25 protein-coding genes are annotated in these 24,365 nt (G+C 59.3%); 12 read left to right on the top strand and 13 right to left on the bottom strand.

Features of this window, described 5'->3' with window-relative positions; genetic code table 11:
* Positions 1–6: 6 nt before the first annotated feature.
* A complete protein-coding gene (locus tag V6P94_RS09150; protein WP_133075750.1) occupies positions 7–720 on the top strand; it encodes a DUF3108 domain-containing protein in 714 nt (237 codons plus the stop codon).
* 252 nt (positions 721–972) lie between these two features.
* Positions 973–1,155: a hypothetical protein gene (locus V6P94_RS09145; protein ID WP_016779856.1), complete on the top strand. Its 183-nt coding sequence runs from the start codon at positions 973–975 to the stop codon at positions 1,153–1,155.
* A 91-nt stretch (positions 1,156–1,246) separates the two neighbouring features.
* Here V6P94_RS09145 and V6P94_RS09140 read toward each other — a convergent pair whose 3' ends face one another.
* The 7 genes from V6P94_RS09140 to V6P94_RS09110 all read right to left on the bottom strand — a co-directional run bounded on the left by V6P94_RS09140 (position 1,247) and on the right by V6P94_RS09110 (position 9,619).
* On the bottom strand, positions 1,247–1,792 hold the full coding sequence (locus tag V6P94_RS09140) for a DUF2058 domain-containing protein (protein ID WP_019827734.1): 546 nt from the start codon (positions 1,790–1,792) through the stop codon (positions 1,247–1,249).
* A 22-nt stretch (positions 1,793–1,814) separates the two neighbouring features.
* Positions 1,815–2,648 (bottom strand): nucleoside triphosphate pyrophosphohydrolase, encoded by an 834-nt coding sequence (mazG, locus tag V6P94_RS09135; RefSeq protein WP_326398339.1) that lies wholly within the window; start codon positions 2,646–2,648, stop codon positions 1,815–1,817.
* Between the two features lie 128 nt (positions 2,649–2,776).
* A complete protein-coding gene (relA, locus tag V6P94_RS09130) occupies positions 2,777–5,029 on the bottom strand; it encodes a GTP diphosphokinase (RefSeq protein WP_133075752.1) in 2,253 nt (750 codons plus the stop codon).
* A gap of 119 nt (positions 5,030–5,148) precedes the next feature.
* The gene (rlmD, locus tag V6P94_RS09125; RefSeq protein WP_219260737.1) at positions 5,149–6,501 is read right to left on the bottom strand and encodes a 23S rRNA (uracil(1939)-C(5))-methyltransferase RlmD; all 1,353 of its coding nucleotides are present in this window, start codon (positions 6,499–6,501) and stop codon (positions 5,149–5,151) included.
* A complete protein-coding gene (cysM, locus tag V6P94_RS09120) occupies positions 6,501–7,403 on the bottom strand; it encodes a cysteine synthase CysM (protein WP_133075754.1) in 903 nt (300 codons plus the stop codon). Before cysM ends, rlmD begins: the two co-directional genes overlap by 1 nt.
* Positions 7,404–7,548: 145 nt before the next feature.
* On the bottom strand, positions 7,549–8,901 hold the full coding sequence (locus V6P94_RS09115) for a sensor histidine kinase (protein ID WP_326398340.1): 1,353 nt from the start codon (positions 8,899–8,901) through the stop codon (positions 7,549–7,551).
* On the bottom strand, positions 8,891–9,619 hold the full coding sequence (locus V6P94_RS09110; protein WP_133075756.1) for a response regulator transcription factor: 729 nt from the start codon (positions 9,617–9,619) through the stop codon (positions 8,891–8,893). Before V6P94_RS09110 ends, V6P94_RS09115 begins: the two co-directional genes overlap by 11 nt.
* A gap of 200 nt (positions 9,620–9,819) precedes the next feature.
* Here V6P94_RS09110 and V6P94_RS09105 point away from each other — a divergent pair, with 200 nt between their 5' ends.
* From V6P94_RS09105 to V6P94_RS09090, 4 genes are all read left to right on the top strand, one after another.
* Positions 9,820–12,585, top strand: coding sequence for a response regulator (locus V6P94_RS09105; protein ID WP_133075757.1), 2,766 nt, complete (start codon positions 9,820–9,822; stop codon positions 12,583–12,585).
* 65 nt (positions 12,586–12,650) lie between these two features.
* Complete coding sequence (locus tag V6P94_RS09100; RefSeq protein WP_133075758.1) at positions 12,651–13,640, top strand: 2-hydroxyacid dehydrogenase; 990 nt, start codon at positions 12,651–12,653, stop codon at positions 13,638–13,640.
* 51 nt (positions 13,641–13,691) lie between these two features.
* Positions 13,692–14,129 carry a hypothetical protein gene (locus V6P94_RS09095; protein WP_133075759.1) on the top strand — a complete coding sequence of 146 codons (438 nt, stop codon included), beginning with the start codon at positions 13,692–13,694 and terminating at the stop codon, positions 14,127–14,129.
* A complete protein-coding gene (locus V6P94_RS09090; RefSeq protein ID WP_133075760.1) occupies positions 14,126–14,530 on the top strand; it encodes an META domain-containing protein in 405 nt (134 codons plus the stop codon). The genes V6P94_RS09095 and V6P94_RS09090 overlap by 4 nt, the downstream gene beginning before the upstream one ends.
* Positions 14,531–14,620: 90 nt before the next feature.
* Here V6P94_RS09090 and V6P94_RS09085 read toward each other — a convergent pair whose 3' ends face one another.
* The gene (locus V6P94_RS09085; RefSeq protein WP_133075761.1) at positions 14,621–15,085 is read right to left on the bottom strand and encodes a TlpA disulfide reductase family protein; all 465 of its coding nucleotides are present in this window, start codon (positions 15,083–15,085) and stop codon (positions 14,621–14,623) included.
* Between the two features lie 126 nt (positions 15,086–15,211).
* Between V6P94_RS09085 and arsC the strand changes: the two genes are divergently transcribed.
* Genes arsC through V6P94_RS09070 form a run of 3 tightly spaced genes read left to right on the top strand, consistent with a single transcriptional unit; the run spans position 15,212 to position 16,573 of the window.
* Positions 15,212–15,565 (top strand): arsenate reductase (glutaredoxin), encoded by a 354-nt coding sequence (gene arsC, locus V6P94_RS09080; protein WP_133075762.1) that lies wholly within the window; start codon positions 15,212–15,214, stop codon positions 15,563–15,565.
* Positions 15,562–16,167 carry an NAD(P)H:quinone oxidoreductase gene (gene wrbA, locus V6P94_RS09075; RefSeq protein WP_133075763.1) on the top strand — a complete coding sequence of 202 codons (606 nt, stop codon included), beginning with the start codon at positions 15,562–15,564 and terminating at the stop codon, positions 16,165–16,167. Before arsC ends, wrbA begins: the two co-directional genes overlap by 4 nt.
* A complete protein-coding gene (locus tag V6P94_RS09070) occupies positions 16,160–16,573 on the top strand; it encodes a DUF2069 domain-containing protein (RefSeq protein WP_133075764.1) in 414 nt (137 codons plus the stop codon). The genes wrbA and V6P94_RS09070 overlap by 8 nt, the downstream gene beginning before the upstream one ends.
* Before the next feature lie 60 nt (positions 16,574–16,633).
* Here the strand turns inward: V6P94_RS09070 and V6P94_RS09065 are convergent, their stop codons facing one another.
* Positions 16,634–17,305: a DNA-3-methyladenine glycosylase I gene (locus V6P94_RS09065; RefSeq protein WP_219260742.1), complete on the bottom strand. Its 672-nt coding sequence runs from the start codon at positions 17,303–17,305 to the stop codon at positions 16,634–16,636.
* Between the two features lie 17 nt (positions 17,306–17,322).
* A complete protein-coding gene (ttcA, locus tag V6P94_RS09060; protein WP_133075766.1) occupies positions 17,323–18,147 on the bottom strand; it encodes a tRNA 2-thiocytidine(32) synthetase TtcA in 825 nt (274 codons plus the stop codon).
* A 265-nt stretch (positions 18,148–18,412) separates the two neighbouring features.
* Here ttcA and V6P94_RS09055 point away from each other — a divergent pair, with 265 nt between their 5' ends.
* Together V6P94_RS09055 and V6P94_RS09050 are read left to right on the top strand one after the other, a co-directional pair.
* Positions 18,413–19,015 (top strand): Yip1 family protein, encoded by a 603-nt coding sequence (locus V6P94_RS09055; protein ID WP_019827754.1) that lies wholly within the window; start codon positions 18,413–18,415, stop codon positions 19,013–19,015.
* A 175-nt stretch (positions 19,016–19,190) separates the two neighbouring features.
* Complete coding sequence (locus tag V6P94_RS09050; protein ID WP_133075767.1) at positions 19,191–19,685, top strand: SprT family zinc-dependent metalloprotease; 495 nt, start codon at positions 19,191–19,193, stop codon at positions 19,683–19,685.
* Between the two features lie 49 nt (positions 19,686–19,734).
* Here the strand turns inward: V6P94_RS09050 and V6P94_RS09045 are convergent, their stop codons facing one another.
* The 3 genes from V6P94_RS09045 to V6P94_RS09035 all read right to left on the bottom strand — a co-directional run bounded on the left by V6P94_RS09045 (position 19,735) and on the right by V6P94_RS09035 (position 23,484).
* Positions 19,735–21,069 carry a dicarboxylate/amino acid:cation symporter gene (locus V6P94_RS09045; RefSeq protein WP_019827758.1) on the bottom strand — a complete coding sequence of 445 codons (1,335 nt, stop codon included), beginning with the start codon at positions 21,067–21,069 and terminating at the stop codon, positions 19,735–19,737.
* A gap of 394 nt (positions 21,070–21,463) precedes the next feature.
* Positions 21,464–22,810 carry an ATP-binding protein gene (locus tag V6P94_RS09040; protein ID WP_133075768.1) on the bottom strand — a complete coding sequence of 449 codons (1,347 nt, stop codon included), beginning with the start codon at positions 22,808–22,810 and terminating at the stop codon, positions 21,464–21,466.
* The gene (locus V6P94_RS09035; protein WP_019827760.1) at positions 22,807–23,484 is read right to left on the bottom strand and encodes a response regulator; all 678 of its coding nucleotides are present in this window, start codon (positions 23,482–23,484) and stop codon (positions 22,807–22,809) included. The genes V6P94_RS09040 and V6P94_RS09035 overlap by 4 nt, the downstream gene beginning before the upstream one ends.
* Positions 23,485–23,610: 126 nt before the next feature.
* Between V6P94_RS09035 and V6P94_RS09030 the strand changes: the two genes are divergently transcribed.
* Positions 23,611–24,354, top strand: a complete 744-nt coding sequence (locus V6P94_RS09030) for a 4'-phosphopantetheinyl transferase superfamily protein (RefSeq protein WP_326398343.1) — start codon at positions 23,611–23,613, stop codon at positions 24,352–24,354.
* Positions 24,355–24,365 lie beyond the last annotated feature (11 nt).

Below are 24,365 nucleotides of genomic sequence, written 5' to 3'. Positions count from 1 at the left end.
GAATATATGCGTCGTGCCCTGCTTCTCGCCCTCAGCCTGCTGGCTATCCCAGCAGTGCAGGCGGCCGAACTCCAGCCTTTCAAGGCCAGCTACACCGCAGACTGGAAACAGCTGCCCATGAGCGGTTCCGCCGAGCGCAGCCTGACCAAGAGCGACAACGGTATCTGGACCTTGAACTTCAAGGCGTCGATGCTGGTGGCCAGCCTGAACGAGGAAAGCACCCTCAAGATCGATAAAAACACGCTGATCCCGCTGACCTACCACTTTGAACGTGGCGGCCTGGGCAAAGCGAAAAAGATTGATCTGGATTTCGACTGGGCGACCAAAATGGTCACCGGCACCGACCAGGGCGACGCAGTCAAAGTGCCGTTGCTGACTGGCATGCTCGACAAGTCCACCTATCAGCTCGCGCTTCAGCGTGACGTAGAAGCCGGTAAAAAATCCATGAGCTACCAGGTGGTTGATGGTAACGACGTCGACACCTATGACTTTCGCGTGATCGGCCCTGAAGTGGTCGAAACCAAGGCTGGCAAGGTAGACGCAATCAAGGTTGAGCGCGTACGCGATCCAACGCAGAACAAGCGCATCACGGAAATGTGGTTCGCCAAGAACTGGGATTCGCTGCTGGTCAAACTGCGCCAGGTCGAAAAAGACGGCAAGGAATACAACATCATGCTGCTGGACGGCACGGTGAATGGCAAAACGGTCAAGGGCAACTAAACCGTAAACGTCAAAAAACCTCGCTTCGGCGAGGTTTTTTCTGGCCCGCTGAACGATACAAACATGAAACTTTATTCATAAAACTTATGAGCAAAACTGTAAACACCCCGTATTACAAGGGCTCCAGAGTTTTTAAGTTTTTAACAACATGACAGCGCGACAATCAGCTATTTACTTAGGAAGCTAACAGATTCTATAAAGAAGTCCTGCGACGCCTTGCCGCAGGACCTCATCAGAATTTGGAGCAAGCAGATGACTATCAAAGTAACTGAGCGCGACGATTCACGTATGTTCCACCAGCTGGTAGCCCACGGTGTTCACCTGTGGGATGTGCATCAAGAAGACATACTGGTTGGCATGTTCCACCGCGAAAGCGACGCTCACAGCTACAAGGCTGAGCTGGAAAAGCTGGAAGCGCAGAAACGCCAGGCCTGAACGACAGAGACTACAGACTTGAAAAATACAAACCCCGCCGAAGCGGGGTTTGTCGTGTATGCCCTGATGCAAAACCCTGTGGGAGCGGGTGTTACCACATCAGGTCATCAGGGATCTGATAGGCCGCGTACGGATCATCTTCTTCCGGAGTTTTCGGCTCGACCAGGATGTTCAACTGCACAATCCGGCGCGGATCCCGCTCCTGGATCTTCAGCGCAGCCTCTCGCGGGATGACTTCGTAGCCGCCCTGATGCTGCACGATCGCCAAGGAGCCATTGGCCAGCTTGTTGCGCATCAACGTGTTGACCGACAGGCGCTTGACCTTTTTATCGTCAACAAAGTTGTAGTAATCCTCGGTCGTCAGCTTGGGCAGACGCGACACTTCGATCAATTGCTTGATCTGGGCGGCGCGGGCCTTTTGCTCGACTTTCTCCTGTTGCTGACGGTTCAGCTCCTGGTCGCGCTTGACCTTCTCGGCCTTGGCTTCGGCAGCCAGACGCTGCTGGGTGTCGTCCAGCTCGATCTGACCCTTGTGGGCCAGACGTTGCTGCTTCTGCTTTTCTTTGCCGGCCTGCTTGGCCTGCTTCTCGTTGACCAGTCCGGCTTTGAGCAACTGGTCGCGTAGGGAAATGCTCATCTACTTACTCACTTAGGCAAACTCAGCCGCAGCTGGGCAAATTCTTTTCCTGACGCTTGGCTTCGCCCCACAGGGCGTCCAGGTCTTCAAGGGTGCAACTTTCAATGGGACGCAGGGTATCGCGCAATGCCTGCTCAATAAACCGGAAACGTCGATCAAATTTTGCATTGGCCCCACGCAAGGCGGTTTCAGGGTCCACTTTAAGATGGCGGGCCAGGTTGACCACCGAAAACAGCAGGTCTCCGATTTCATCATGGATGGCCGCCGAATCATTGTCGGCCATCGCTTCCAGCACCTCGTCCAGTTCTTCTCGGACCTTGTCCAGCACCGGCAATGCCGCTGGCCAGTCAAAGCCGACCTGAGCGGCACGCTTTTGCAATTTGGCGGCACGGGACAGGGCTGGCAGCGCCACCGGCACGTCATCCAGCAAGGAGAGCTGCTGGGGAACAACGGACTTTTCTGCGCGCTCCTGCGCCTTGATTTCATCCCAGCGCAACTTGACCTGCTCTTCGCTCAGGCGCGGTATGTCCAGCGGCGCATACAGGTCGCCCGTGGGGAACACGTGGGGATGTCGGCGGATCAGCTTGCGGGTGATGCTGTCGATCACCCCGGCAAATTCAAACCGGCCTTCTTCGCGGGCCAGCTGGCTGTAATAAACCACCTGGAACAGCAAGTCGCCTAGTTCACCTTGCAGGTGCTCAAAGTCCCCTTGCTCAATGGCATCAGCGACTTCGTAGGCCTCCTCAAGGGTGTAGGGCACGATGGTGGCCCAGGTTTGCTTGATGTCCCACGGACACCCGTACTGCGGGTCACGCAGACGGGCCATGAGGTGTAGCAGGTCGTCGAGGTTGTACATCTGTAATCCTTTGGCCGAAACCTGTAGTCGCTGCCGCAGGCTGCGATGGGTTGCGTAGAGACCCCGCTTTACAAAGCGAAGGTCCTTCGGCCCTTATCGCAGCCTCGTACCTCGTCAGCGACTACAGGTTATCTTGCTTCGCTACGCCCGATCCGACGGGTTTCGATGATGTTCGGCAGTTGCGAGATGCGTCCCAATAAACGTCCCAGCGCGTCCAGACCCGGGATCTCGATGGTCAAGGTCATCAACGCGGTGTTGTTTTCCTTGTTCGAGCGAGTATTGACTGCCAGCACGTTGATCCGCTCGTTGAGCAGAACCTGGGAGACGTCACGCAGCAGGCCCGAACGGTCGTAGGCACGAATCTCGATGTCGACAGGATATGTCGAGACCGGGATCGGTCCCCAGTTGACCTGAATCATCCGCTCCGGCTCACGGCTGCCCAGTTGCAGTACCGAGGCGCAGTCCTGACGGTGAATACTCACCCCGCGACCCTGGGTGATGTAACCGACAATCGCATCACCCGGCAGCGGCTGGCAGCACCCGGCCATCTGGGTCAGCAGGTTGCCGACGCCTTCGATCTGGATGTCCCCGCGCTTGCCCGGCTTGTAGCCCGTGGCCTTGCGCGGAATCAGCTCCATCTGTTCGCTGCCGCGCTCCGGCTCGACCTGCTGCTGCGCCAGATTGATCAGCTGCGCCAGGCGCAAGTCACCGGCCCCGAGCGCCGCATACATGTCCTCGGCGGTTCTCATGTTGGCTTTGTCGGCGAGCTTCTCGTAGTCCACCGCTGGCAGGCCCAAGCGACCCAGCTCACGTTCGAGCATGGTTTTGCCGGCAGCCACGTTCTGATCGCGTGCCTGCAACTTGAACCAGTGAACGATCTTCGCCCGCGCCCGCGAGGTGGTGATGTAGCCCAGATTCGGGTTCAGCCAGTCGCGGCTCGGCGTGCCGTGCTTGCTGGTGATGATCTCGACCTGTTCACCGGTTTGCAGGCTGTAGTTGAGCGGCACGATGCGCCCGTTGATCTTGGCACCGCGGCAGTTATGGCCGATTTCGGTGTGCACCCGGTACGCAAAGTCCAGCGGTGTTGCGCCCTTGGGCAGGTCGATGGCATGACCGTCCGGCGTAAAGATGTACACCCGGTCCGGCTCGATATCGACCCGCAGCTGATCGGCCAGACCGCCGATATCACCCAGTTCTTCGTGCCATTCCAGTACCTGACGCAGCCACGAGATTTTCTCTTCGTACTGGTTGGAACCTGCCTTGACGTCGGTCCCCTTGTAACGCCAGTGCGCACACACCCCCAGCTCGGCCTCTTCGTGCATGGCGTGGGTGCGGATCTGCACCTCCAGCACCTTGCCTTCAGGCCCGATCACGGCAGTGTGCAGCGAGCGGTAGCCGTTTTCCTTGGGGTTGGCGATGTAATCGTCGAACTCTTTGGGAATGTGCCGCCACAGGGTGTGGACAATCCCCAGCGCGGTATAGCAGTCGCGCATTTCCGGGACCAGTACCCGTACCGCACGCACGTCATAGATCTGGCTGAAGGCCAGGCCCTTGCGCTGCATTTTTCGCCAGATGGAATAGATGTGCTTGGCCCGGCCGCTGATATCGGCATCAACGCCAGTGGCCACCAGCTCGGTTCGCAGCTGGTTCATCACATCACTGATAAAGCGCTCGCGATCGAGGCGGCGCTCATGCAGCAAGGTGGCAATCTGTTTGTACTGCTCGGGCTCCAGGTAGCGGAAGGACAAGTCCTCCAGCTCCCACTTGATATGACCGATACCCAGGCGGTGCGCCAATGGCGCATAAATATCGAATACCTCACGGGCGACGCGGTTGCGCTTCTCGTCCGGGGCATTTTTGACAGCACGAATCGCGCAGGTACGTTCGGCCAGTTTGATCAGTGCAACGCGCACGTCATCAACCATCGCGACCAGCATCTTGCGCAGGTTTTCGACCTGGCCCTGGGTACCCAGAACCATGGATTGGCGGGGGCTGAGGCTGGCGCTGATGGCCGCCATGCGCAGCACGCCATCAATCAGCTTGGCCACCACCGGACCGAAGCGCTGGCTGACAGCAGGCAACAAGACCTGCCCTTCGCGCACGCAGCGATAGAGAATCGCGGCAACCAGAGAGTCTTGATCCAGTTTCAGATCGGCCAGTATTTCGGCGATTTCCAACCCTGTGCGAAAGCTCGACGTGCCCTCGGCCCACAGGTTTTTCGCAGCGTTGGCTTGCTGCTCGGCCTCGCGCGCAAACTCGCACGCTTCTTTCAAGGCTTCACGGTCCAGCGCCACATCGACACTCACCGCATGATCGAGCCATGCCTCGAGGTTGAGACTGCCGTCGGTGTTGATCGGCTGGTGTGCTCTGACCTGTACCATCTTGCTTACCTTCCCTACAGCGCAGATTCAATGCGCCGAAATCACAGGCCCTAATCCCAACCGCGCGCTACAGGGCATCACTGCGCGGGTTGCGGGCCCGTCGAAATAGACAGACCGTCCTAGTCTGCTTCAAATAACGCCATCGCCTCGACATGCGCTGTTTGCGGAAACATGTCGAGGATTGCGGCACGTTTTAACCGGTAACCCTGTTTCATCAATTCAACCGTATCCCGTGCCAGCGTGGCCGGGTTACACGACACATACACCAAACGCCTGGCTCCCAGGCCAGACAGCTTGCGTACCACTTCATAGGCGCCGTCACGGGGCGGGTCGAGCAGCACGGCACAAAACCCATCCTTGGCCCAGGCTGCATCCACCAGCGGCTGCGACAAGTCAGCCTGAAAAAACACTGCATTTTGCAGGTTGTTACTGACCGCGTTTTGCGCTGCGCGTTCGACCATGGTCGCAACACCTTCAACTGCCACCACTTCGCGGACTTTTTGCGCCAGTGGTAACGCGAAGTTACCCAGCCCACAGAACAAGTCAAGAATCCGTTCGTCAGCTTGTGGAGCAAGCCACTTTATTGCTTGAGCCACCATGGCTTCATTGACGCCAGCATTGACCTGGACAAAATCACCGGGACGATACGCCAGCTCCAGATCCCACTGTTCCAAACGGTAGCCCAGGGTCCGGGTCAAATCGACCGGTTGAGGTTCACCTTCACCGTGCAGCCACAACTGGGCGTCATGGGTGAGGCAGAAATCCTGCAGGATTTTCATGTCCCCATCGTTGAGCGGCGCCATGTGACGCAGCAACACCGCAATTGCCGAACCGCTGAACAACTCGACATGGCCAAGGGCCTTGGGATTGCTCAACTGGCGCAACATGGCGGGCAGCCCCGTCATGATAGGTTGCAAAGCCTGTACCAGGACCAAACAGTGATCAATGGCGACGATGTCCTGACTACCGGCCGCTCGAAAACCTACCTCCAGACGCTTGGCCCGCGCATCCCAGCGCACGGCGATGCGTGCACGGCGGCGATAGCCAAATTCCGGACCTGCGAGGGGGGGCGCCCACTCTTCAGGTTCGACACCGGCCACACGGGACAGTTGCTCGGTCAACATGCGCTGTTTCAGTGCAAGCTGCTCCTCATGGGGCAAATGCTGCACGCTGCAACCGCCACACTTGCCCGCGTGGGCACAGGGCGCCACGCGGCGGATGTCGCTGGCCTTGAACACGCGCTCGGTACGGGCTTCAACGATTTTGCCGTGAGCGCCCAGCACCCGGGCTTCAACTTCTTCACCGGCCAGGGCTCCCGACACAAACCAGGTACGCCCTTCAATAAAGGCAATACCCCGGCCGTCGTTGGCCAAACGCTCGATGTTCAAACGCTGTTTCTTGCCCGCAGGCACTTGCGGGGCCTTGGTGCCGCCAGCAGGCTGGAAGCGCAGGCCTCTCTCTTGCTTAGCCATCAGTTGGGCGCATCGTAAATGCCGGTCGACAAGTAACGGTCGCCGCGGTCACAAATGATCGCGACCATCACCGCGTTTTCGACTTCCTGATTCAAGCGCAACATGGCAGCTACCGCCCCGCCCGAGGACACACCACAGAAAATGCCTTCTTCACGGGCCAGGCGACGGGTGACATCTTCGGCTTCGCGCTGGGCCATGTCGACGATGCGGTCAACGCGGTCAGCCTGGTAAATTTTCGGCAGGTACTCGGTCGGCCAGCGACGGATACCCGGAATGGCTGCGCCTTCCATCGGCTGCAAGCCGACGATCTGCACGCCCGGGTTCTGCTCCTTGAGGTAGCGCGACACACCCATGATGGTACCGGTGGTGCCCATCGAACTGATGAAGTGAGTGATCGTACCGTTGGTCTGGCGCCAAATCTCAGGACCGGTGCCGGTGTAATGAGCCTCGGGATTGTCACCGTTGGCGAACTGATCGAGCACCTTGCCCAGGCCCTGGGCCTGCATCTTGTCGGCCAGGTCACGGGCGCCTTCCATGCCCTCTTCCTGAGAGACCAGAATCAGCTCGGCGCCATAGGCGGTCATGGCCGCCTTGCGTTCGGCGCTGGAGTTGTCGGGCATGATCAGGATCATCTTGTAGCCCTTGATCGCAGCGGCCATCGCCAGTGCAATACCGGTATTGCCCGAGGTGGCTTCGATCAGGGTATCGCCAGCCTGGATCTGGCCGCGCGCTTCGGCACGGGCAATCATCGACAGTGCCGGACGGTCCTTGACCGAGCCTGCAGGGTTATTCCCTTCGAGCTTGAGCAACAAGGTGTTGGTGGAATTTCCAGCCAGGCGCTGCAAGCGCACCAGAGGAGTGTTGCCGACGCAATCGGCGATAGTTGGGTACTGCAATGTCATGGCGTATTCGCAATCCAGACCGCGGGGCCGCACATCATACCGACAAACGCGGACAGCCCATATCACGCAAAGTGCGGTGCTTATGGCTAAAGGCTATAAGCCAGGGTTTGAGGCACACTCGAACCCGTAGCAGCTGACGAGCAGTCTATTTGGCTGGTAAGCGGATATGCACCCGCAATCCACCCCCATGGTTCTCGGCCCACAAGCTGCCGCCCTGTAACCGCAGGGCATTGCGCGCAATGCTCAGACCCAGACCGAAGCCCCCGTCGCCAGGCCTTGAACCGTCCAGCCGGGTAAAAGGCGCGAAAATCCGTTCAAGCTCTTCAGGCGCCACACCCCCACCCTGGTCGTCGAGCCATAGATGCCATTCGTCGCCTTCACGGTGCCCGCTCAGGCTGACAACGCCATCGGGCGGCGAGTGGCGAATGGCATTACGCAGAATGTTCTCCAGCGCCTGGGCCAGGCTATTGAGATGCCCGCGCACCCAGCAATGCCCATCCACCAGGCAAGGCAACCGTGATTGCGGCCAGCCGCTTTCAAAGCGGGCGTTTTCGGTGAGCATCTCCCACAACGCTTGTACCTGGATGTCTTCCACCGGCAACGGCCCGCGCTCGGCATCCAGCCAGGCCAGCTGCAGGGTGTCCTCGACCAGCCGCTGCATGCCATCCACTTCCCGGCTCAAGCGTTCGCGCAAGGCCTCGACCCCCTGCTCGCTGTCGCACGCCACCCGCAGGCGGCTCAAGGGAGTGCGCAGTTCATGGGACAAGTCACGGAGCAATTGCTGTTGTTGCAAGACCGTGCTTTGCAGGCGCTCGGACATTTGGTCGAAGGCCCGGGCCAGTTCACCCAGTTCGTCCTGACGGCCGGTAGTCTGTCTCGACAGCCGGGCACCCAGTTGATCGGCACGCCAGGCGTTGGCCTGCTCGCGCAAATGATTCAACGGCACGATCAGCACGCGGTACAGGCCCACGCACAACAGCAAGGTCAGCAAACCCGGGATTACGCCATTGGTGACAATGCGCCAGATCACCTGCGAGCGCCCCGGCATAAAACGTTGCGGCAGTTCGATCACCAGGCTGCCCGCAGCAGGATCCTTGGGAAATGGCACCTTGATCCACGGTCGCGCCGTCTTGATATGGCTAATGGGCCAGTCCAGGCCACGCAGAAAGGTCAGGCGCTCAGTCTCGCGATCGTTCAGCGGATAGCTGCTCAGTGATTGTAAGTCCTGCCCGATCACCCCGACCCAGCCGGGCTCCCTGCTGCCCATTGCTTGCAGCCATTGGTCGACAGCTGTTTGCTGCCCGGTCTCCCAGGCGCGCTCGGCCTCACCGGCGTAGCGCACCAGCGTACCGTGGGCCTGCTCGGAGAGAAATCCGGTGCGTTTGTCCATGTAGCGGCCCCAGGACCAACTGAGCCAGATCATCAGTAAACAGAACACCACCAGCAAACAGGCCAGTTTCCAGAAGACAGAGTTCTTGCCGGGCACTTTACAGGGCATCGCTGGCGCTCAAGACATAACCCTTGCCCCACACCGTGCGCACTTCGCGCTGGTGGTAGCCGACCGTTTTGAGTTTTCGCCGGATCTGGCTGATATGCATGTCCAGGCTTCTGTCATGGGCCGCATAGCCCCGTTGCAGCACCTGCTGATAAAGAAAGGCCTTGCTCAAAACCTCGTCGGCATTGCGCTGCAGGGTATCGAGCAAACGGAACTCGCTGCGGGTCAACCCCGCCCATTGTTCGCCATGACGCACGTCACACGTGTCTTCGTCGAACAGCAATCCGCTCTCGGCAGGTGCGGGGTCCTGCGCCAGGCGGGCATCCGGCATGCGGTCCAGAGCCACGCGGCGCAGGATGGCCTGGATCCGCACCCGCAGCTCGGCCATGCTGAATGGCTTGGGCAAGTAATCATCGGCCCCCAGCTGGAACCCGCTGATTCGGTCAGCCTCGGCGCCCAGCGCGGACATCAGGATCACCGGCAAGGCGTGGGTCTGGCGCAATTGCGTGAGCACCTGCAAACCATTCATGCCGGGCAACAGGATATCCATCAAGACAACATCAAAGTGCTCTTGCCGGGCACGGGCCAAACCCTCCTGACCGTTCTGACACCAGATAACGTCAAACCCGCAGCGCACTAACTGCTCGTGCAGGTAGGCACCCAGGACGGGGTCATCTTCAATGGTCAGAAGGCGTGAAGGGCTAACAGCTACGGGATTCATTAGCGTCTGCAAGTAATTCTCAATCATTGATTATTCAAGATTGAGCCACTACGGGCAACCGGCATGGGCTTTAGCGGCGCCGATAATCGGAAATTGATGGCAAATTTTCAAAGATTTGCCGGTCACCATGTGGCTACACTGCGTTCTGGCCTGGGCGGGATGCACGGGTCACTCTTAAAAATGCAGGGCTGGAGAGTTGCGTGCTTAAAAACCTCGGTATCAAAGGCCGCGTATTGCTGCTTACGCTGTTGCCCGTCAGCTTGATGGCAACCGTACTGGGTGGCTACTTCACCTGGCTGCAACAGTCCGAGCTGCAATCGCAGCTATTGCAGCGCGGAGAAATGATCGCCGAACAACTCGCCCCGCTGGTGGCCCCCGCAATGGGCCGCCATGACACCGCGCTTCTGGCGCGGATCGCCACCGAATCCCTTGAGCAACAGGATGTGCGGGCCGTAGCGTTCCTCAACGCCAACCACGAACCCCTCGCCCACGCCGGGCCGATCATGCTCAACCAGGCCCCCCTGGGCAGCAGCACCCAGCTGCAACAACGAACTGACAACGATGCCACCCGTTATTTACTACCGGTGTTTGGCCGCCATCGCAATCTGGCCGGTGATGTGATTCCCAACGAGGCCCACCGCCTGCTGGGCTGGGTCGAGCTTGAGCTCTCCCACAACGGCATGCTGCTGCGCAGCTACCGCAACCTGTTTGCCAGCTTGCTGCTGATTGTTACCGGCCTGGTGCTGACCACCCTGCTGGCGCTGCGCATGAGCCGTACGATCAATGCCCCTCTGGGCCAAATCAAACAGGCCGTGGCGCAACTCAAGGACGGGCATCTGGAAACCCGATTGCCGCCACTGGGCAGCCAAGAGCTGGACGAACTGGCCTCGGGCATCAATCGCATGGCCGAAACCCTGCACAATGCCCAGGAAGAGCTGCAACACAGCGTCGATCAAGCCACTGAAGATGTGCGCCAAAACCTCGAAACCATTGAGATCCAGAACCTGGAACTCGACCTGGCCCGCAAGGAAGCCCTGGAAGCCAGCCGGATAAAGTCAGAGTTTCTGGCCAACATGAGCCACGAAATCCGCACCCCGCTCAATGGCATTCTCGGCTTTACCCACTTGCTTCAGAAAAGCGAGCTGACCCCACGCCAGTTCGACTACCTGAACACCATCGAAAAATCGGCCGACAACCTGCTCGGAATCATCAACGAGATTCTCGACTTTTCGAAAATCGAGGCCGGCAAGCTGGTGCTCGACAATATCCCGTTCAATCTGCGCGATCTGTTGCAAGACACCCTGACCATCCTCGGGCCTTCGGCCCATGACAAAGGGCTGGAGCTGGTCAGCCTGGTGTACCGCGATACACCGCTGTCACTGGTTGGAGACCCACTGCGACTCAAGCAAATCCTCACCAACCTGGTCAACAACGCCATCAAGTTCACCCGCGAAGGCACCATTGCCGTGCGCGCCATGCTGGAAGACCAGGACGAAAACGAAACCGATGGCAGCGTACAACTGCGCATCAGCGTGCAGGACACCGGCATCGGCCTGACGTCCCAGGATATCCGGGCCCTGTTCCAGGCCTTCAGCCAGGCGGACAACTCATTGTCACGCCAACCCGGGGGCACCGGACTGGGGCTGGTGATTTCCAAACGGCTGGTGGAACAGATGGGTGGCGAAATCGGTGTAGAAAGCACCCCCGGCGAAGGCTCGGTGTTCTGGATCAGTGTCAAACTGCCCAAAGCCCGCGATGACGTCGAGGACCTGCCCTGCGCCCCTTTGCTGGGCCGTCGCGTAGCGATTCTGGAAAAACACGACCTGGCCCGCCAGGCCCTGCACCATCAGCTGGAAGACTGCGGGCTGGATGTCACGCCGTGTACCACCCTTGAGAATCTCACCAACTGCGTGACCGGCGCCCATCAGACCTCTCAGGCCATAGATCTGGCAGTCCTCGGGGTCACGGCCAACGACACGCCACCCGAGCGCCTCAACCAGCACATCTGGGACCTTGAGCACATGGGCTGCAAGGTCTTGGTACTGTGCCCGACCACCGAGCAGGGGCTGTTCAATACCGTGGTGGCCAACCCCCACGGCCAGTTGCAGGCCAAACCTGCCTGTACCCGTAAATTGCGCCGGGCCCTGGCTGACCTGATCAGCCCGCGGCAAACCCGTGCCGAACCCGGAGAGCCGCTGGCCAGCCGCGCACCGCGACTGCTGTGTGTCGATGACAACCCGGCCAATCTGCTGCTGGTGCAAACCCTGCTGGAGGGCATGGGCGCCAAAGTGACAGCCGTGGACAGCGGCTATGCCGCCATTGAAGCGGTCAAGACCGAAGACTTTGATCTGGTGCTGATGGATGTACAGATGCCCGGCATGGACGGGCGCGAAACCACCGAAGTGCTGCGCCAGTGGGAAAGCGAGCGCCACTGCACTGCGCTGCCGATTGTGGCGCTCACAGCCCACGCAATGGCCAACGAAAAACGCGCCCTGCTACAGAGCGGGATGGACGACTACCTCACCAAGCCGATCAGCGAGCGTCAATTGGCGCAGGTGGTGTTGAAGTGGACGGGGCTGGCCTTGCGCAATCAAATCAGTGACAACCACCACGAACCCATTCGGCAAAACGCACAATTACCCGTACTCGACCATGAGGAAGGCCTGCGTCTGGCGGCGGGCAAGGCTGACCTGGCCGTCGACATGCTGGCCATGCTGCTGGCCTCGCTGGAGTCTGATCGCGAAGCCATCCAGCAGGCGCGCAACGCCAAGGACAACAACGGGTTGATCGAACGGGTCCACCGTTTGCACGGGGCCACGCGTTACTGCGGCGTTCCGCAATTGCGCGCCGCCTGCCAGCGCAGCGAAACCCTGCTCAAGCAAACAAGCCCCAACGCCGACGCAGCTCTCGACGAACTGGACCGGGCCATCATCCGCCTGGCCAAAGAAGCACGCAGTGCTGCATAGATAACTGGGAGCGGGCTTGCTCGCTCCCACAAAAGCCGATGTGTGGTTACAGCCAAGGAAGACCCATGCGCACGATTCTTTTCAGCAGCCAGACCTACGACCGCGACAGTTTCACCGCAGCCGAACAACCTGACGGCAACGAGCTGCACTTCCAGCCAGCGCGCCTGACCCTGGACACTGCAGCGCTGGCCCATGACTACGAAGTGGTCTGCCCGTTTATCAATGACGACCTGAGCGCTCCGGTCCTGGAGCAACTGGCCGCCGGCCGCACGCGGCTTATTGCCCTGCGTTCGGCCGGTTACAACCATGTGGACCTGCCAGCCGCCAAACGCCTTGGCTTGAGTGTGGTGCGCGTGCCTGCGTACTCCCCCCATGCCGTCGCCGAACATGCCGTGGCCTTGATTCTGGCGCTCAACCGGCGTTTGCACCGCGCCTACAACCGCACCCGCGAAGGCGACTTCACCCTGCACGGGCTGACCGGTTTTGATCTGGTAGGAAAAACCGTCGGTGTGGTGGGCACCGGTCAGATCGGCGCCACGTTCGGCAAAATAATGGCCGGTTTCGGCTGCAAGCTGCTGTGCTTCGACCCGTACCCAAACGCCGAGCTGCTGGCCCTGGGCGCGCAGTATGTAAGCCTCCCCGAGCTGCTGGCCGGCTCGCACATCATCTCCCTGCACTGCCCGCTGACCTCGGACAACAAGCACCTGATCAACAGCGCCAGCCTGGCGACCCTCAAACACGGCGCCATGCTGATCAACACCGGGCGCGGCGCACTGGTCGATACTCCGGCACTGATCGAAGCGCTGAAAAATGGCCAATTGGGCTATTTAGGGCTGGATGTCTATGAAGAAGAGGCCCAGCTGTTCTTCGAAGACCGCTCCGACCTGCCCCTTCAGGATGACGTGCTGGCGCGGCTGCTGACCTTTCCCAATGTGATCATCACCGCCCACCAGGCGTTTTTGACCCGTGAAGCCCTGAGTGCGATCGCGTCCACGACATTGAGCAATATCGCGGCCTGGAAAAACGGTGCGCCGCACAACCTGATTGAAGGTTGATCTTGGGCTTTGATGCCTGCGTGCTAGCATAGCGACTTATTTGGAGGACCCATGGTCGAACACGATTTTCGCTACAGCCTGCTTAACCCGCAGCACACCCTGATTGAATGCCGCGCCCTGGCGCCAGGCCTGTATCAAGTCACCGGTAACGGTGGCTCGATTCAAGCCGGCGACGTGCTGATTGTGTCCCTCAAGGGCAGCAAGAGCCTGTCCATGCGCCTGTCCGTCGACAAGGTCCGTCATCTGATCAACCCCCGCGGCCAGTGGGTTGCCGTCACCAAAGGGCCGGTTTTCGGCGAATTGGCGATTCATGAATGGCAGGTCAACTGCGACACGTGCGCCAAAGAGTTGAAGTTCGAGTTCGCGGTCGACGCCAAACTCGGCACCAAGGCGCAAAAACCTGCTGCCTCGGCGCGTATTGCCGAGCTGGGCTGGAGCACTGAAGGCAGCAAGCACGTGTGCCCGCAATGCCAAAAGGCTGCGCCATGAAACACCTGGCCCTGCTGGCATTGCTGGGCGCAAGCCTGGTCGGCTGCGCAGGTGATCCGGTCAAGTTGCAGCAGAACCACACCTACGTACTGGAGTGGATCGGCGAACGACCGTTGATCGACAACAGCCACCTGACCGTAACCCTGGACGATGCTGGCCGGGCCTATGGCAGTGGCGGTTGCAATCATTGGTTCGCGCCTTACACCCTGGACGGCAACACGCTGACCTTTGGTGGCGTGGGCAGCACCCGCAAAGCCTGTGCCCCGGCACTGATGGAGCAGGAGCAGCGATTCTTCGAGGCCCTGCAAACCGTACAGAGCTGGGACATCTCGCCGATTGAACAGGTGCGGTTCTGGCCAGCTGAAGGCAAACCGTTGCGGTTGTGGCCTGAAGAAGGCTGAAAAGCTGCGGCGCCTGAATCGCGAGCAAGCCCGCTCCCACAGCATTTGTACCCTGCCTGTGGGAGCGGGCTTGCTCGCGACGGCCTTGACTCAAGCCCCCTTGAGTTCCTTGATCTTGGCCAGCACGCCGGCCGCCGTCTGCTCGCCCATCAATGTCGCACGCACCTTGCCCTTGTCATCGATGATGTACGTCACCGGCAATGCCTCGCTGCGGGGCAGATCGAACACTTCTGCCGGATCCTGAGCCAGCACGGTAAACGTAATACCCAGCGCGGTACTCGCTTCGCTCAGCTCCTTGCCCTGCAAACCATCGAAGTTGACCCCGAACACCCCCACGGATTGCCCCTGCAGCTGTTTTTCCAGGGTGTTGAGCTCAGGAATCTCGATCCGGCAGGGTCCGCACCATTCAGCCCAGTAGTTGATGACCTTCCATTGTTTGTCCAGACGCTCCGACGCGATCTTCTGTCCGTGCTGATCGACCCCATAATCATTTCCGCAGCCGGCCAACAATAACGTGGCCGTGACGGCAGCTACTGCCATGAGTCGCTTTAACATGTGTTGATCCTTCTCGCTAAATACATACTAAAAGCCATCAGCGAGCGGCCATTTACCGCATACGGTTCAGGCGCGCCCGTCAGGCGGGTAGAATAGCCGCCACCTTACGCAAGATGCGACCCGCACATGACCGATCTGACGCTTTATCACAACCCGCGCTGCTCGAAATCCCGCGGTGCGCTCGAACTCCTCGAAGCCCGAGGCCTGACGCCCACCGTGGTGCGCTACCTCGACACGCCACTGGACGCCTCCCAACTTCGCGACCTGCTGGCCAAACTGAACATCGGCGCACGCCAACTGTTGCGCAGCGGCGAAGACGAGTACAAGGCCCTCAACCTGGCAGATGCCAGCCTCAGCGAGGCACAGTTGATCGACGCGATGGCTGCCCATCCCAAGCTGATCGAGCGGCCGGTCCTGGTCGTGGGCGACAAGGCCGTCATTGGCCGCCCTCCTGAAAAAGTCCTGGAGATCCTGCCGTGAGCGCGCCTTATATTCTGGTTCTGTATTACAGCCGCAATGGTTCGACCGGCGAAATGGCCCGGCAAATCGCCCGAGGTATCGAACAAGGCGGCTTTGAGGCGCGCTTGCGCACCGTACCTGCCATCTCCACAGAGTGTGAAGCCGTGGCACCGGGGATTCCGGAAGAAGGCGCCCTGTACGCCAGCCTCGACGACCTGAAAAACTGCTCGGGACTGGCCCTGGGCAGCCCGACCCGTTTCGGCAACATGGCTGCACCGCTGAAATACTTTCTGGATGGCACCAGCAACCTGTGGCTGACCGGCGCACTGGTCGGCAAGCCGGCGGGCGTGTTCACCTCCACCGCCAGCCTGCACGGTGGCCAGGAAAGCACCCTGCTGTCGATGCTCCTGCCGCTGATGCACCACGGCATGCTGGTCACCGGCCTGCCCTACAGCGAGTCGTCCTTGCTGCACACCACGGCTGGCGGCACGCCCTATGGCCCGAGTCACCATGCGGGCGCCGACGGCAAGCGCGGGCTGGATGAACACGAAATCACCCTGTGCCGTGCCCTGGGTCAGCGCTTGGCCACTATCGCCTTGAAACTGGAGACCACCCGTGGCTAAAAAGCCAAAAGTGCTGCCGCCCGTCGAGTGGCTGGAGCCGCGAGTGCGGCTGATGCGCGTATTGAGCCTGGTGTGTTTCTTTGGCCTGATCGGCCTGTTGAGCGCTTACTACCTGATCTTCGCTGACCTGCATGGCGCGCGTCCCTGGGTGATTCTGCTGATCGAGCTGGTGCCACTGATGTTTCTGGTACCGGGCATGCTCAAAGGCAGCCCGCGCGGGCATTCGTTCACCTGCTACGTGGTCAACCTGTACCTGATCAAGGGGGCGTTGGCGGCGTTCGATCCGAATCGCCAGGTGTTCGGCCTGCTGGAAATTGCCGCCAGTGTGGCCGTGTTCATCAGCGCGATGCTGTTTGTGCGCTGGCGGTACCAACTGGACCGGCGACTGAGTGGTGAAGGCGCGTAAGAGCGCGTGGGAGCGAGCAAGCCTCGCTCCCACAGGTTTTATGCCGTTCGCAAAACCTGCTTAATGATTCACCGTAAACGCCAGCATCTGTGACAGCTGGCACATCGGCCTGCCACTTTCGGCATGCCACTGGTTGAATGCATTTTGCACAATCGCCAGGTCCCGCAGGCTGGTAGGCGCCTTGTCCACCAGCTTTTGCGCGTTCAGCGCAGCCACCACGTCATAGCTGGGCACAAAGGTGTCCTTGCCAACCATGCGCAAGAAGCGTGGAGCCGACAAACCGCCCAACTGATGCCCATGCTTGGCCAGGTATTTCCACAACCCGACGATATCGGTCACTGGCCACTGGGCGATAAACGCGCCAAAACTGCCGTGTTCGTGTGCGATATCGAGCACCATCTGCGCATTGCGCGGCACACTTTTAAGCTTGCCCAGATGGCGAATGATCCGCGCATCCTGCATCAACCGCTCCAGATGTTCGGCGCCCATCAGCACCACTTTTTCCGGGTCAAAACCAAAGAACACTTCTTCAAACACCGGCCACTTGGCATCCACCACACTGTGCTTGAGCCCGGCACGAAAAACCCGCAGGGCCAGGGTCGACAGGTAGCGATCATCGCTGATCTGGCGCAATTGTTCCGGGGTTCTCGGAACGGGCAATTGGGCTTCCAGTGCGGCTGACGAACCAAAACGGTTCAAACAATATTCGTGCAGCCATTTGTAGTCGCGCATGCCCTCTCCTCGGCAAATTACAGGTTTAGCAGGTTAACGAATCGCGACGCGGCCGTGTCGTCGATCTTCAGACTCGCGAAATCAAAGAGATTGCGATCTGCCAACTGCGACAGGTTCACGTTCTGCAAGCTGCGAAAGATACTCTCGGTGCGCCCCGGCGTCTTGCGGTCCCACTCCTGGAGCATGTCCTTGACGACCTGGCGTTGAAGGTTTTCCTGGGAACCGCACAGGTTACAAGGAATGATCGGGAACTTCTGCCAGTCGGAGTAGGCCTGGATGTCCTTCTCGTTGCAGTACGCCAGGGGCCGGATCACCACGTTACGCCCGTCATCGGAGCGCAGCTTGGGCGGCATCGCCTTCAGGGTGCCGTTGAAGAACATGTTCAGGAAAAAGGTTTCAACGATGTCATCACGATGATGCCCCAAGGCCATCTTGGTCGCACCGATTTGATCGGCAAAGGTGTACAGAGTGCCACGGCGCAAGCGCGAGCACAGCGAACAGGTGGTCTTGCCTTCGGGGATCAGTTCCTTGACCAGCGAGTACGTGTCTTTTTCAACAATGTGGTACTCCACGCCCAGGGACTTGAGATAGGCCGGAAGCACGTCTTCGGGGAAACCGGGCTGCTTTTGGTCCATGTTCACGGCCACGATCTGGAACTGGATGGGCGCGACTTTTTGCAGGTGCAGCAGCACATCGAGCAGCGTGTAACTGTCTTTGCCCCCAGAGAGACAGACCATCACCTTGTCACCGTGCTCAATCATGTTGAAGTCGGCTACAGCCTCACCGGTCAATCGACGCAGACGTTTCTGGAGTTTGTTTTGAAAGACCGAAAGAGTGCTCATAGCGCTTCGATTCCGCGAGTCGAGACCAAAACCGGGGATTTTACCCAAAAAAACCCGGCCGACGAACCCCTTTGCCCGCCTAAAGACTCCAATGCGATAAGCCTGAGTCTGACAGCACAATATGCTCTAAAGGGCCGGTTCTGTGGGACGACAGGTTCCCTATACTGGTGCTTAAGGCCGCACTCCCACCGCTTTGATACGTATTGGCTGCGCGACCGGCACGCGTCCCGCTGGGGGCGATGCGTCTCATACAGGAGCGAAAGCCATGATCCATCACGTTGTGGGCCTTTTCACCCACCCCGATAAAGAGTGGCGCGAAATCCGTGGCGATGCAGAAGAAAGCATCGGCCATATGTACCTCACTCATACATTGATTCTGGCTGCGATCCCGGCCATTTCCGCATTTATTGGTACCACCCAGGTGGGCTGGGTTATTGGTGCTCGAGCGCCGGTGATGCTGACCCTGGACAGCGCGTTGTGGATGACCCTGATGTCCTACGTCGCAATGCTTGCGGGCGTGGGTGTGATGGGCGCGTTTGTTCACTGGATGGCCCGCACTTACGATGCACAACCCAGCCTGCCGCGCTGCGTGGCCTTTGCCACCTACACGGCGACACCGTTGTTTATCGGCGGGCTGGCGGCGCTTTATCCGCACATGTGGCTGGGCATGATGGTGGGCACAGCAGCCATTTGCTACACCGTGTATTTACTCTACGTGGGCCTGCCGACCTTCATGAACATTGACCCTGACGAAGGCTTTCTGTTTTCAAGTTCGGTACTGGCGGTCGGCCTGGTGGTACTGGTGGCGATCATGGCGTTTACCGTGATTGTCTGGGGGCTGGGCGTAGGGCCGGTCTACACCAACTAGATGGCGCACGCAGGCTGCGATAAGGGCCGCAGGACCTTTAAGAACGGGTCGCTACGCAACCCATCGCAGCCTGCGGCAGCGACTACACCGTTTGCCGCATGACCGCTCGGCACCTCGATACTTCGGTACCCCCACCGCTTGCGGCATAATCGCCTGCTCTGGAGAACCGAACCGCATGCCCGAGTCACTCAATACCCGCGTCGAAGACTGTTTCCAACAGGCCGAAGTATTTTTCAAACGCTCCTTTAAACGCCCCGTCGTCAGCTTCAAGCTGCGCGGACAAAAAGCCGGTGTCGCCCATCTGCACGAAAACCTGCTGCGCTTCAACCCACAGTTGTACCGCGAAAACAGCGAAGATTTCCTCAAGCAAACTGTCCCCCACGAAGTCGCCCACCTGATCGCCCACCAACTGTTTGGCGACCGCATCGCCCCCCATGGCGAAGAATGGCAATTGATCATGCGCGGGGTGTACGAACTGCCGCCCAATCGCTGTCATACCTACGCCATCAAGCGACGCAGCGCCACGCGCTACATCTACCGCTGCCCTTGTCCGCAGAGCGACTTTGCGTTCTCGGCCCAGCGCCATGCCCTGGTCAACCAGGGGCGCGGTTACCTGTGCAGACGCTGCCGCCAGACACTGGTCTTCAGCGGCCAAACCCGGGTCGAATAAGCAGGCATAAAAAAACCCATCCGAAGATGGGTTTTTTATTCACTCAAGCTTACTTGAGCAACACCGGGGCCGGGCCTTCAGCCACACCCAGGTCGTCTTGCGGACGCGTGTCGTCCAGCGGGCGACCGCCAGAGTTCAGCTCTGCCTGCAGCTTGTCAGTGTCCAGCTCTTTCACCCACTTGGCCACAACCAGGGTTGCCACCGCGTTACCGATCAGGTTGGTCAAGGCACGGGCTTCGGACATGAATCGGTCGATGCCCAGGATCAGCGCCAGCCCAGCAACCGGCAAGTGACCTACAGCCGACAGGGTTGCCGCCAGTACGATAAAGCCACTACCGGTCACGCCTGCAGCACCTTTGGACGACAGCAACAGCACCAGCAGCAGCGTGATCTGGTGCGTGATGTCCATATGAGTGTCTGTCGCTTGAGCGATAAACACGGCCGCCATGGTCAGGTAGATCGAAGTGCCGTCGAGATTGAACGAGTAGCCGGTCGGGATCACCAGACCTACCACGGACTTCTGCGCGCCCAGACGCTCCATTTTCACCAGCATGCGTGGCAGGGCCGATTCCGACGAGGACGTACCCAGTACGATCAGCAGCTCTTCACGGATGTAGCGGATCAGCTTCAGAACGCTGAAACCGTGAGCGCGGGCAATACCGCCCAGCACGATCAGCACGAACAACACGCAGGTGATGTAGAAGCAAATCATCAACTGACCCAGCTGAACCAGCGAGCCTACGCCGTAAGCGCCGATGGTGAAGGCCATCGCACCCAGCGCACCGATTGGCGCCAGCTTCATGATCATGTTGATGATGTTGAACATCACGTGGGCGAAGCGGTCGATGAAGTCCAGTACCGGCTTGCCGTAGGCACCCAGGCGATGCAGGGCGAAACCGAAGATCACCGAGAACATCAGCACTTGCAGGATGTCGCCATTGGCGAAGGCGCCAACAATGGTCGACGGGATCACGTTGAGGATAAAGCCTACGATGCTCTGGTCTGCGCCTGCCGACACGTAACCGGCAATTTTGCTGGCGTCCAGGGTCGACACGTCAATGTGCATGCCCGCGCCAGGCTGAACCACGTTGACCACAATCAGGCCAATCAGCAGGGCAATGGTCGACACCACTTCAAAGTAGAGCAACGCATAGCCGCCGGTCTTGCCGACCGACTTCATGCTTTGCATGCCGGCAATACCGCTCACCACCGTACAGAAAATAATGGGCGCGATGACCATTTTGATCAGTTTGATAAAACCATCACCCAGCGGTTTAAGTGCAACACCGGTTTCAGGGTAGAAATGGCCCAGCAAGATGCCGATAGCGATAGCTAAGATCACTTGCACATACAGGGATTTGTACAGTGGCTGACGAGTCGTCATTGCAAAGTTCCTCAAGTGCATCACTCAATCATCATTCCGTCTGAGACTGGCGATACCCAAAGCGCGAACCCTCCTTCTTGGAGGGATTTGTTGTTGGAGCTGCTCTACCGGCAGACCTCTCGCACTTATTGCAAGCCGTGGGCCACATTGGGCAAAAGCCCCTCAAAGGCCCATAGCACCTGCCCCTGCAGGAAATTGCGGTTTGATTTTCCAGGAAAGGACTTGGCGGGATTCCGCCCATTGGGCAACTTGAAGCGAATGAGATGGCGGATATCCGCCTGATTGTCTGTATCCGAAATCTCGTGGGAGCGGGCTTGCTCGCGATGCAGGCTACCCGGTTTGTCTGAATGACCGTGAAGATGCCATCGCGAGCAAGTTCGCCCCCACATGGGTTTCACTCGGTCGGAAAATGAATCCGGAAGGCCGCTCCGCCCAGTGACGAGTCTTCGAGCGTCAGGGTGGCGTCATAGCTTTCTATGATGTCCTTGACTACTGCCAGCCCGATGCCCTGCCCCGCATGTTGACGGTCCAGGCGCTCGCCACGTTGCAGGATCCGCGCGCGTTGATCGGGCGGCACCCCCGGGCCATCGTCTTCAACGCAGACCTCAATACCGTGAACATTGCGGTGCAGGCTGATCCGCACCTGGCTCAGACACAGCCGGTAGGCGTTTTCCAGCAGATTACCCAGCAACTCCAGCAAGGCGTTCTGCTCGATAGGTACATGGCTCAGCTCCGGAATGTCGAAACTGACCTTCACCCCTTTATCCCGATACACCTTGCCCAGCGTGTCACACAGGCTGCGCACCACCGGCAGCAGTTCGACCTGATGGCGGACCAGGCCGCTTTTGCGCAAACTGGCACGCTGCAACTGATAGCCAATTTGCTGGTTCATGCGCTCGATCTGGCTTTGCAGCACCCAGGCCTGCTCGCGCTCTGCAGGGCGCTGGGCCATGCTTTCGCTCACACCCTGCAACACCGCCAAGGGAGTTTTCAGGCTGTGGGCCAGGTCATCGAGCGAGTCGCGATAACGCGTACGCTGCTCGCGCTCGCTTTGCAGCAAACGGTTCAACGAGCCGGTCAGACGCAGCAACTCCCGAGGGTGCTGCTCGCTGAGGCTTTCCCGTTCGCCGGTTTCAATTTCATCCAGTTCCTGACTCAAACGTCGCAAGGCGCGTAACCCCCACGTCAGACCAATCCATAGCAATGCCAGCAGCACAATCAATGCTGCGCCAAACCCCAGGTAAAGGTTTTCGCGCAAGCCTGCCAACGTCAGGTTGTATTCACGCATCGGTTGCAAGGCAACAAAGCTGAAGGCTGCACTCTTGCCGCCGAGCAACTTCACCTCGGCGTCGTAGACAAAAAATTCTTCGCCATTGGCTTCGCGAATGCTCGCAAATTCGTTGCCTCGCCCGTCATAGCGCGGTTTGTAGTTAATGGTTTCTTCTTGCGTTGCCCGCGAGCGCCACACCAGGTGCCCCTCGCGGTCATAGACATAGCCGAGAACGCGACTGTCCGGCAGGTCAAACTGCTCATCCGGTAACAGGACGGGCATTTTGAGATGGTTTTTTTCGACCTTGGCAGCCGAAATCAACGTGGTGACATCAGACGCCAAACGCTGCTCTATGGCGTCCTTGAGGGCCAGACTGAACGCCCCCTGCATGGCCGGTAACAGCGCCAGCATAAACAACACGGCCAACAACGTGGCCGCCAACATCAATCGAACGCGTAGCGAACGAATCATCGACAGCGCTCAGTGAACAGGTACCCCAGGCCACGCACGGTATCGATCGGTTTAAAGCCATTTGCCCCCTCAAGCTTGCGACGAAGGCGCCCTACCAGCACCTCAATCACATTCGGATCACGCTCCTCGTCATCCGGGTACAACTGTTCCATCAAGCGGTCCTTGGCCACCACTTGCTGGTGATGGCGCATCAGGTACTCCAGAATGCGGTACTCATAGGCCGTCAGCGCCAGCGGCTCATCATCGAGCAGTGCCTGCTTGCGGTTGATGTCCAGCACCAGCGCACCTGCCACGATAGTCGACTGGGTAAAGCCACAGGAGCGACGCAGCAAAGCATTGAGCCGTGCTTCCAGCTCTTCGAACTGAAACGGCTTGACCACATAATCGTCGGCGCCGGCAGCCAGCCCTTCGACCTTGTCCTGCCAGTTGCCGCGAGCCGTCAGAATCAGGATCGGGAACGTCTTGCCCCGTGCGCGCAACTGGCGAATCAGCTCCAGCCCGCTCATTCCCGGCAAGCCCAGATCAATCATGGCCAAGTCATGATTGAACTGTTCGCTCTGATACAACGCCTCTTCGGCATTGGCAACGGCCTCGACCACATGGCCGTTTTCGCTCAGTCGGGTTTGCAAGTGATGGCGCAGCAACGCCTCATCTTCAACCACCAACAATTTCATCGCGCTCTCCCAAGCAAAATCCGCGTCTCGAAGGACGTGTGTCCCTGACTGCACACAGTATGTCGTGCGCCCTGAACATACTCTGAACAATTGCACAGCCGTACCAAGCCCCGCACAATGCCTGCCATGAACCGACTCCCCGCCTTGCCTGCCTGCTGCACGCCGCTGCGCGCTGACTGGCCGTTGCCGCACATACTGCCCGCCAGTGTGTGGCTCAGCACCGACTTTATCCCTGCACAGCTTGAAGACGACGATTTTGCCCGCAGTGCCATTGAGATGCCTGCGAGTATTCAACGCTCAGTGGCCAAACGCCAAGCTGAATTTCTGGCCGGGCGTCTTTGCGCCCGCGCAGCCCTGTTGCAACTGGATGGCACCTGCGCCACGCCCGGCATGGGTGAAGACCGCGCGCCCATTTGGCCGGCCCATATCAGTGGCGCCATCACCCACAGCAATGGCCGTGCCGGGGCATTGGTGGCCCTGAAAAGTGAATGGCAGGGGCTGGGCATCGATCTGGAAAAACTGCTCACTACCGAACGTGCCCAGCGCCTGGCCAAGGAAATCCTCACCCCCGATGAGCTTGCACGCATGGCCAGCGTGCCTGCAGAGCAGATTGCGCTGCTGATCACGCTGACGTTTTCAGTCAAGGAAAGCCTGTTCAAGGCGTTGTACCCGCTGGTGCAAAAGCGCTTCTACTTTGAGCACGCTGAAGTGCTGAGTTGGACCCCGGAAGGCCTGGTGCGCCTGCGCCTGCTCACCGACTTGTCACCCGAATGGCAACAGGGCCGTGAGCTGGACGCACAATTTTGCCTGCTTGAAGGGCAGTTGCTGACGGTAGTGGCCATCAGGGGGGCACGCCCCCCTGTCGCCTGACTGCAGCTCAA

Origin of the sequence: Pseudomonas sp. ML2-2023-3, assembly GCF_037055275.1 — a bacterium.
Lineage (GTDB): Bacteria > Pseudomonadota > Gammaproteobacteria > Pseudomonadales > Pseudomonadaceae > Aquipseudomonas.
The sequence above is the reverse complement of the archived record's forward strand: the minus strand, read 5'-3'. Positions and strand labels throughout refer to the sequence as shown.

Excerpts from the sequence above, each read along its gene's own strand:
- mazG (WP_326398339.1), bottom strand. The coding sequence starts at position 2,648 with ATGTACAACCTCGACGACCTGCTACACCTCATGGCCCGTCTGCGTGAC.
- arsC (WP_133075762.1), top strand. The coding sequence starts at position 15,212 with ATGACCGATCTGACGCTTTATCACAACCCGCGCTGCTCGAAATCCCGC.
- V6P94_RS09150 (WP_133075750.1), top strand. The coding sequence starts at position 7 with ATGCGTCGTGCCCTGCTTCTCGCCCTCAGCCTGCTGGCTATCCCAGCA.
- V6P94_RS09050 (WP_133075767.1), top strand. The coding sequence starts at position 19,191 with ATGCCCGAGTCACTCAATACCCGCGTCGAAGACTGTTTCCAACAGGCC.
- relA (WP_133075752.1), bottom strand. The coding sequence starts at position 5,029 with ATGGTACAGGTCAGAGCACACCAGCCGATCAACACCGACGGCAGTCTC.
- V6P94_RS09090 (WP_133075760.1), top strand. The coding sequence starts at position 14,126 with ATGAAACACCTGGCCCTGCTGGCATTGCTGGGCGCAAGCCTGGTCGGC.
- V6P94_RS09045 (WP_019827758.1), bottom strand. The coding sequence starts at position 21,069 with ATGACGACTCGTCAGCCACTGTACAAATCCCTGTATGTGCAAGTGATC.
- V6P94_RS09110 (WP_133075756.1), bottom strand. The coding sequence starts at position 9,619 with ATGAATCCCGTAGCTGTTAGCCCTTCACGCCTTCTGACCATTGAAGAT.
- V6P94_RS09095 (WP_133075759.1), top strand. The coding sequence starts at position 13,692 with ATGGTCGAACACGATTTTCGCTACAGCCTGCTTAACCCGCAGCACACC.
- V6P94_RS09065 (WP_219260742.1), bottom strand. The coding sequence starts at position 17,305 with ATGCGCGACTACAAATGGCTGCACGAATATTGTTTGAACCGTTTTGGT.
- V6P94_RS09145 (WP_016779856.1), top strand. The coding sequence starts at position 973 with ATGACTATCAAAGTAACTGAGCGCGACGATTCACGTATGTTCCACCAG.
- V6P94_RS09030 (WP_326398343.1), top strand. The coding sequence starts at position 23,611 with ATGAACCGACTCCCCGCCTTGCCTGCCTGCTGCACGCCGCTGCGCGCT.
- V6P94_RS09085 (WP_133075761.1), bottom strand. The coding sequence starts at position 15,085 with ATGTTAAAGCGACTCATGGCAGTAGCTGCCGTCACGGCCACGTTATTG.
- V6P94_RS09100 (WP_133075758.1), top strand. The coding sequence starts at position 12,651 with ATGCGCACGATTCTTTTCAGCAGCCAGACCTACGACCGCGACAGTTTC.
- V6P94_RS09035 (WP_019827760.1), bottom strand. The coding sequence starts at position 23,484 with ATGAAATTGTTGGTGGTTGAAGATGAGGCGTTGCTGCGCCATCACTTG.
- V6P94_RS09140 (WP_019827734.1), bottom strand. The coding sequence starts at position 1,792 with ATGAGCATTTCCCTACGCGACCAGTTGCTCAAAGCCGGACTGGTCAAC.
- ttcA (WP_133075766.1), bottom strand. The coding sequence starts at position 18,147 with ATGAGCACTCTTTCGGTCTTTCAAAACAAACTCCAGAAACGTCTGCGT.
- V6P94_RS09055 (WP_019827754.1), top strand. The coding sequence starts at position 18,413 with ATGATCCATCACGTTGTGGGCCTTTTCACCCACCCCGATAAAGAGTGG.
- V6P94_RS09040 (WP_133075768.1), bottom strand. The coding sequence starts at position 22,810 with ATGATTCGTTCGCTACGCGTTCGATTGATGTTGGCGGCCACGTTGTTG.
- rlmD (WP_219260737.1), bottom strand. The coding sequence starts at position 6,501 with ATGGCTAAGCAAGAGAGAGGCCTGCGCTTCCAGCCTGCTGGCGGCACC.
- cysM (WP_133075754.1), bottom strand. The coding sequence starts at position 7,403 with ATGACATTGCAGTACCCAACTATCGCCGATTGCGTCGGCAACACTCCT.
- V6P94_RS09115 (WP_326398340.1), bottom strand. The coding sequence starts at position 8,901 with ATGCCCTGTAAAGTGCCCGGCAAGAACTCTGTCTTCTGGAAACTGGCC.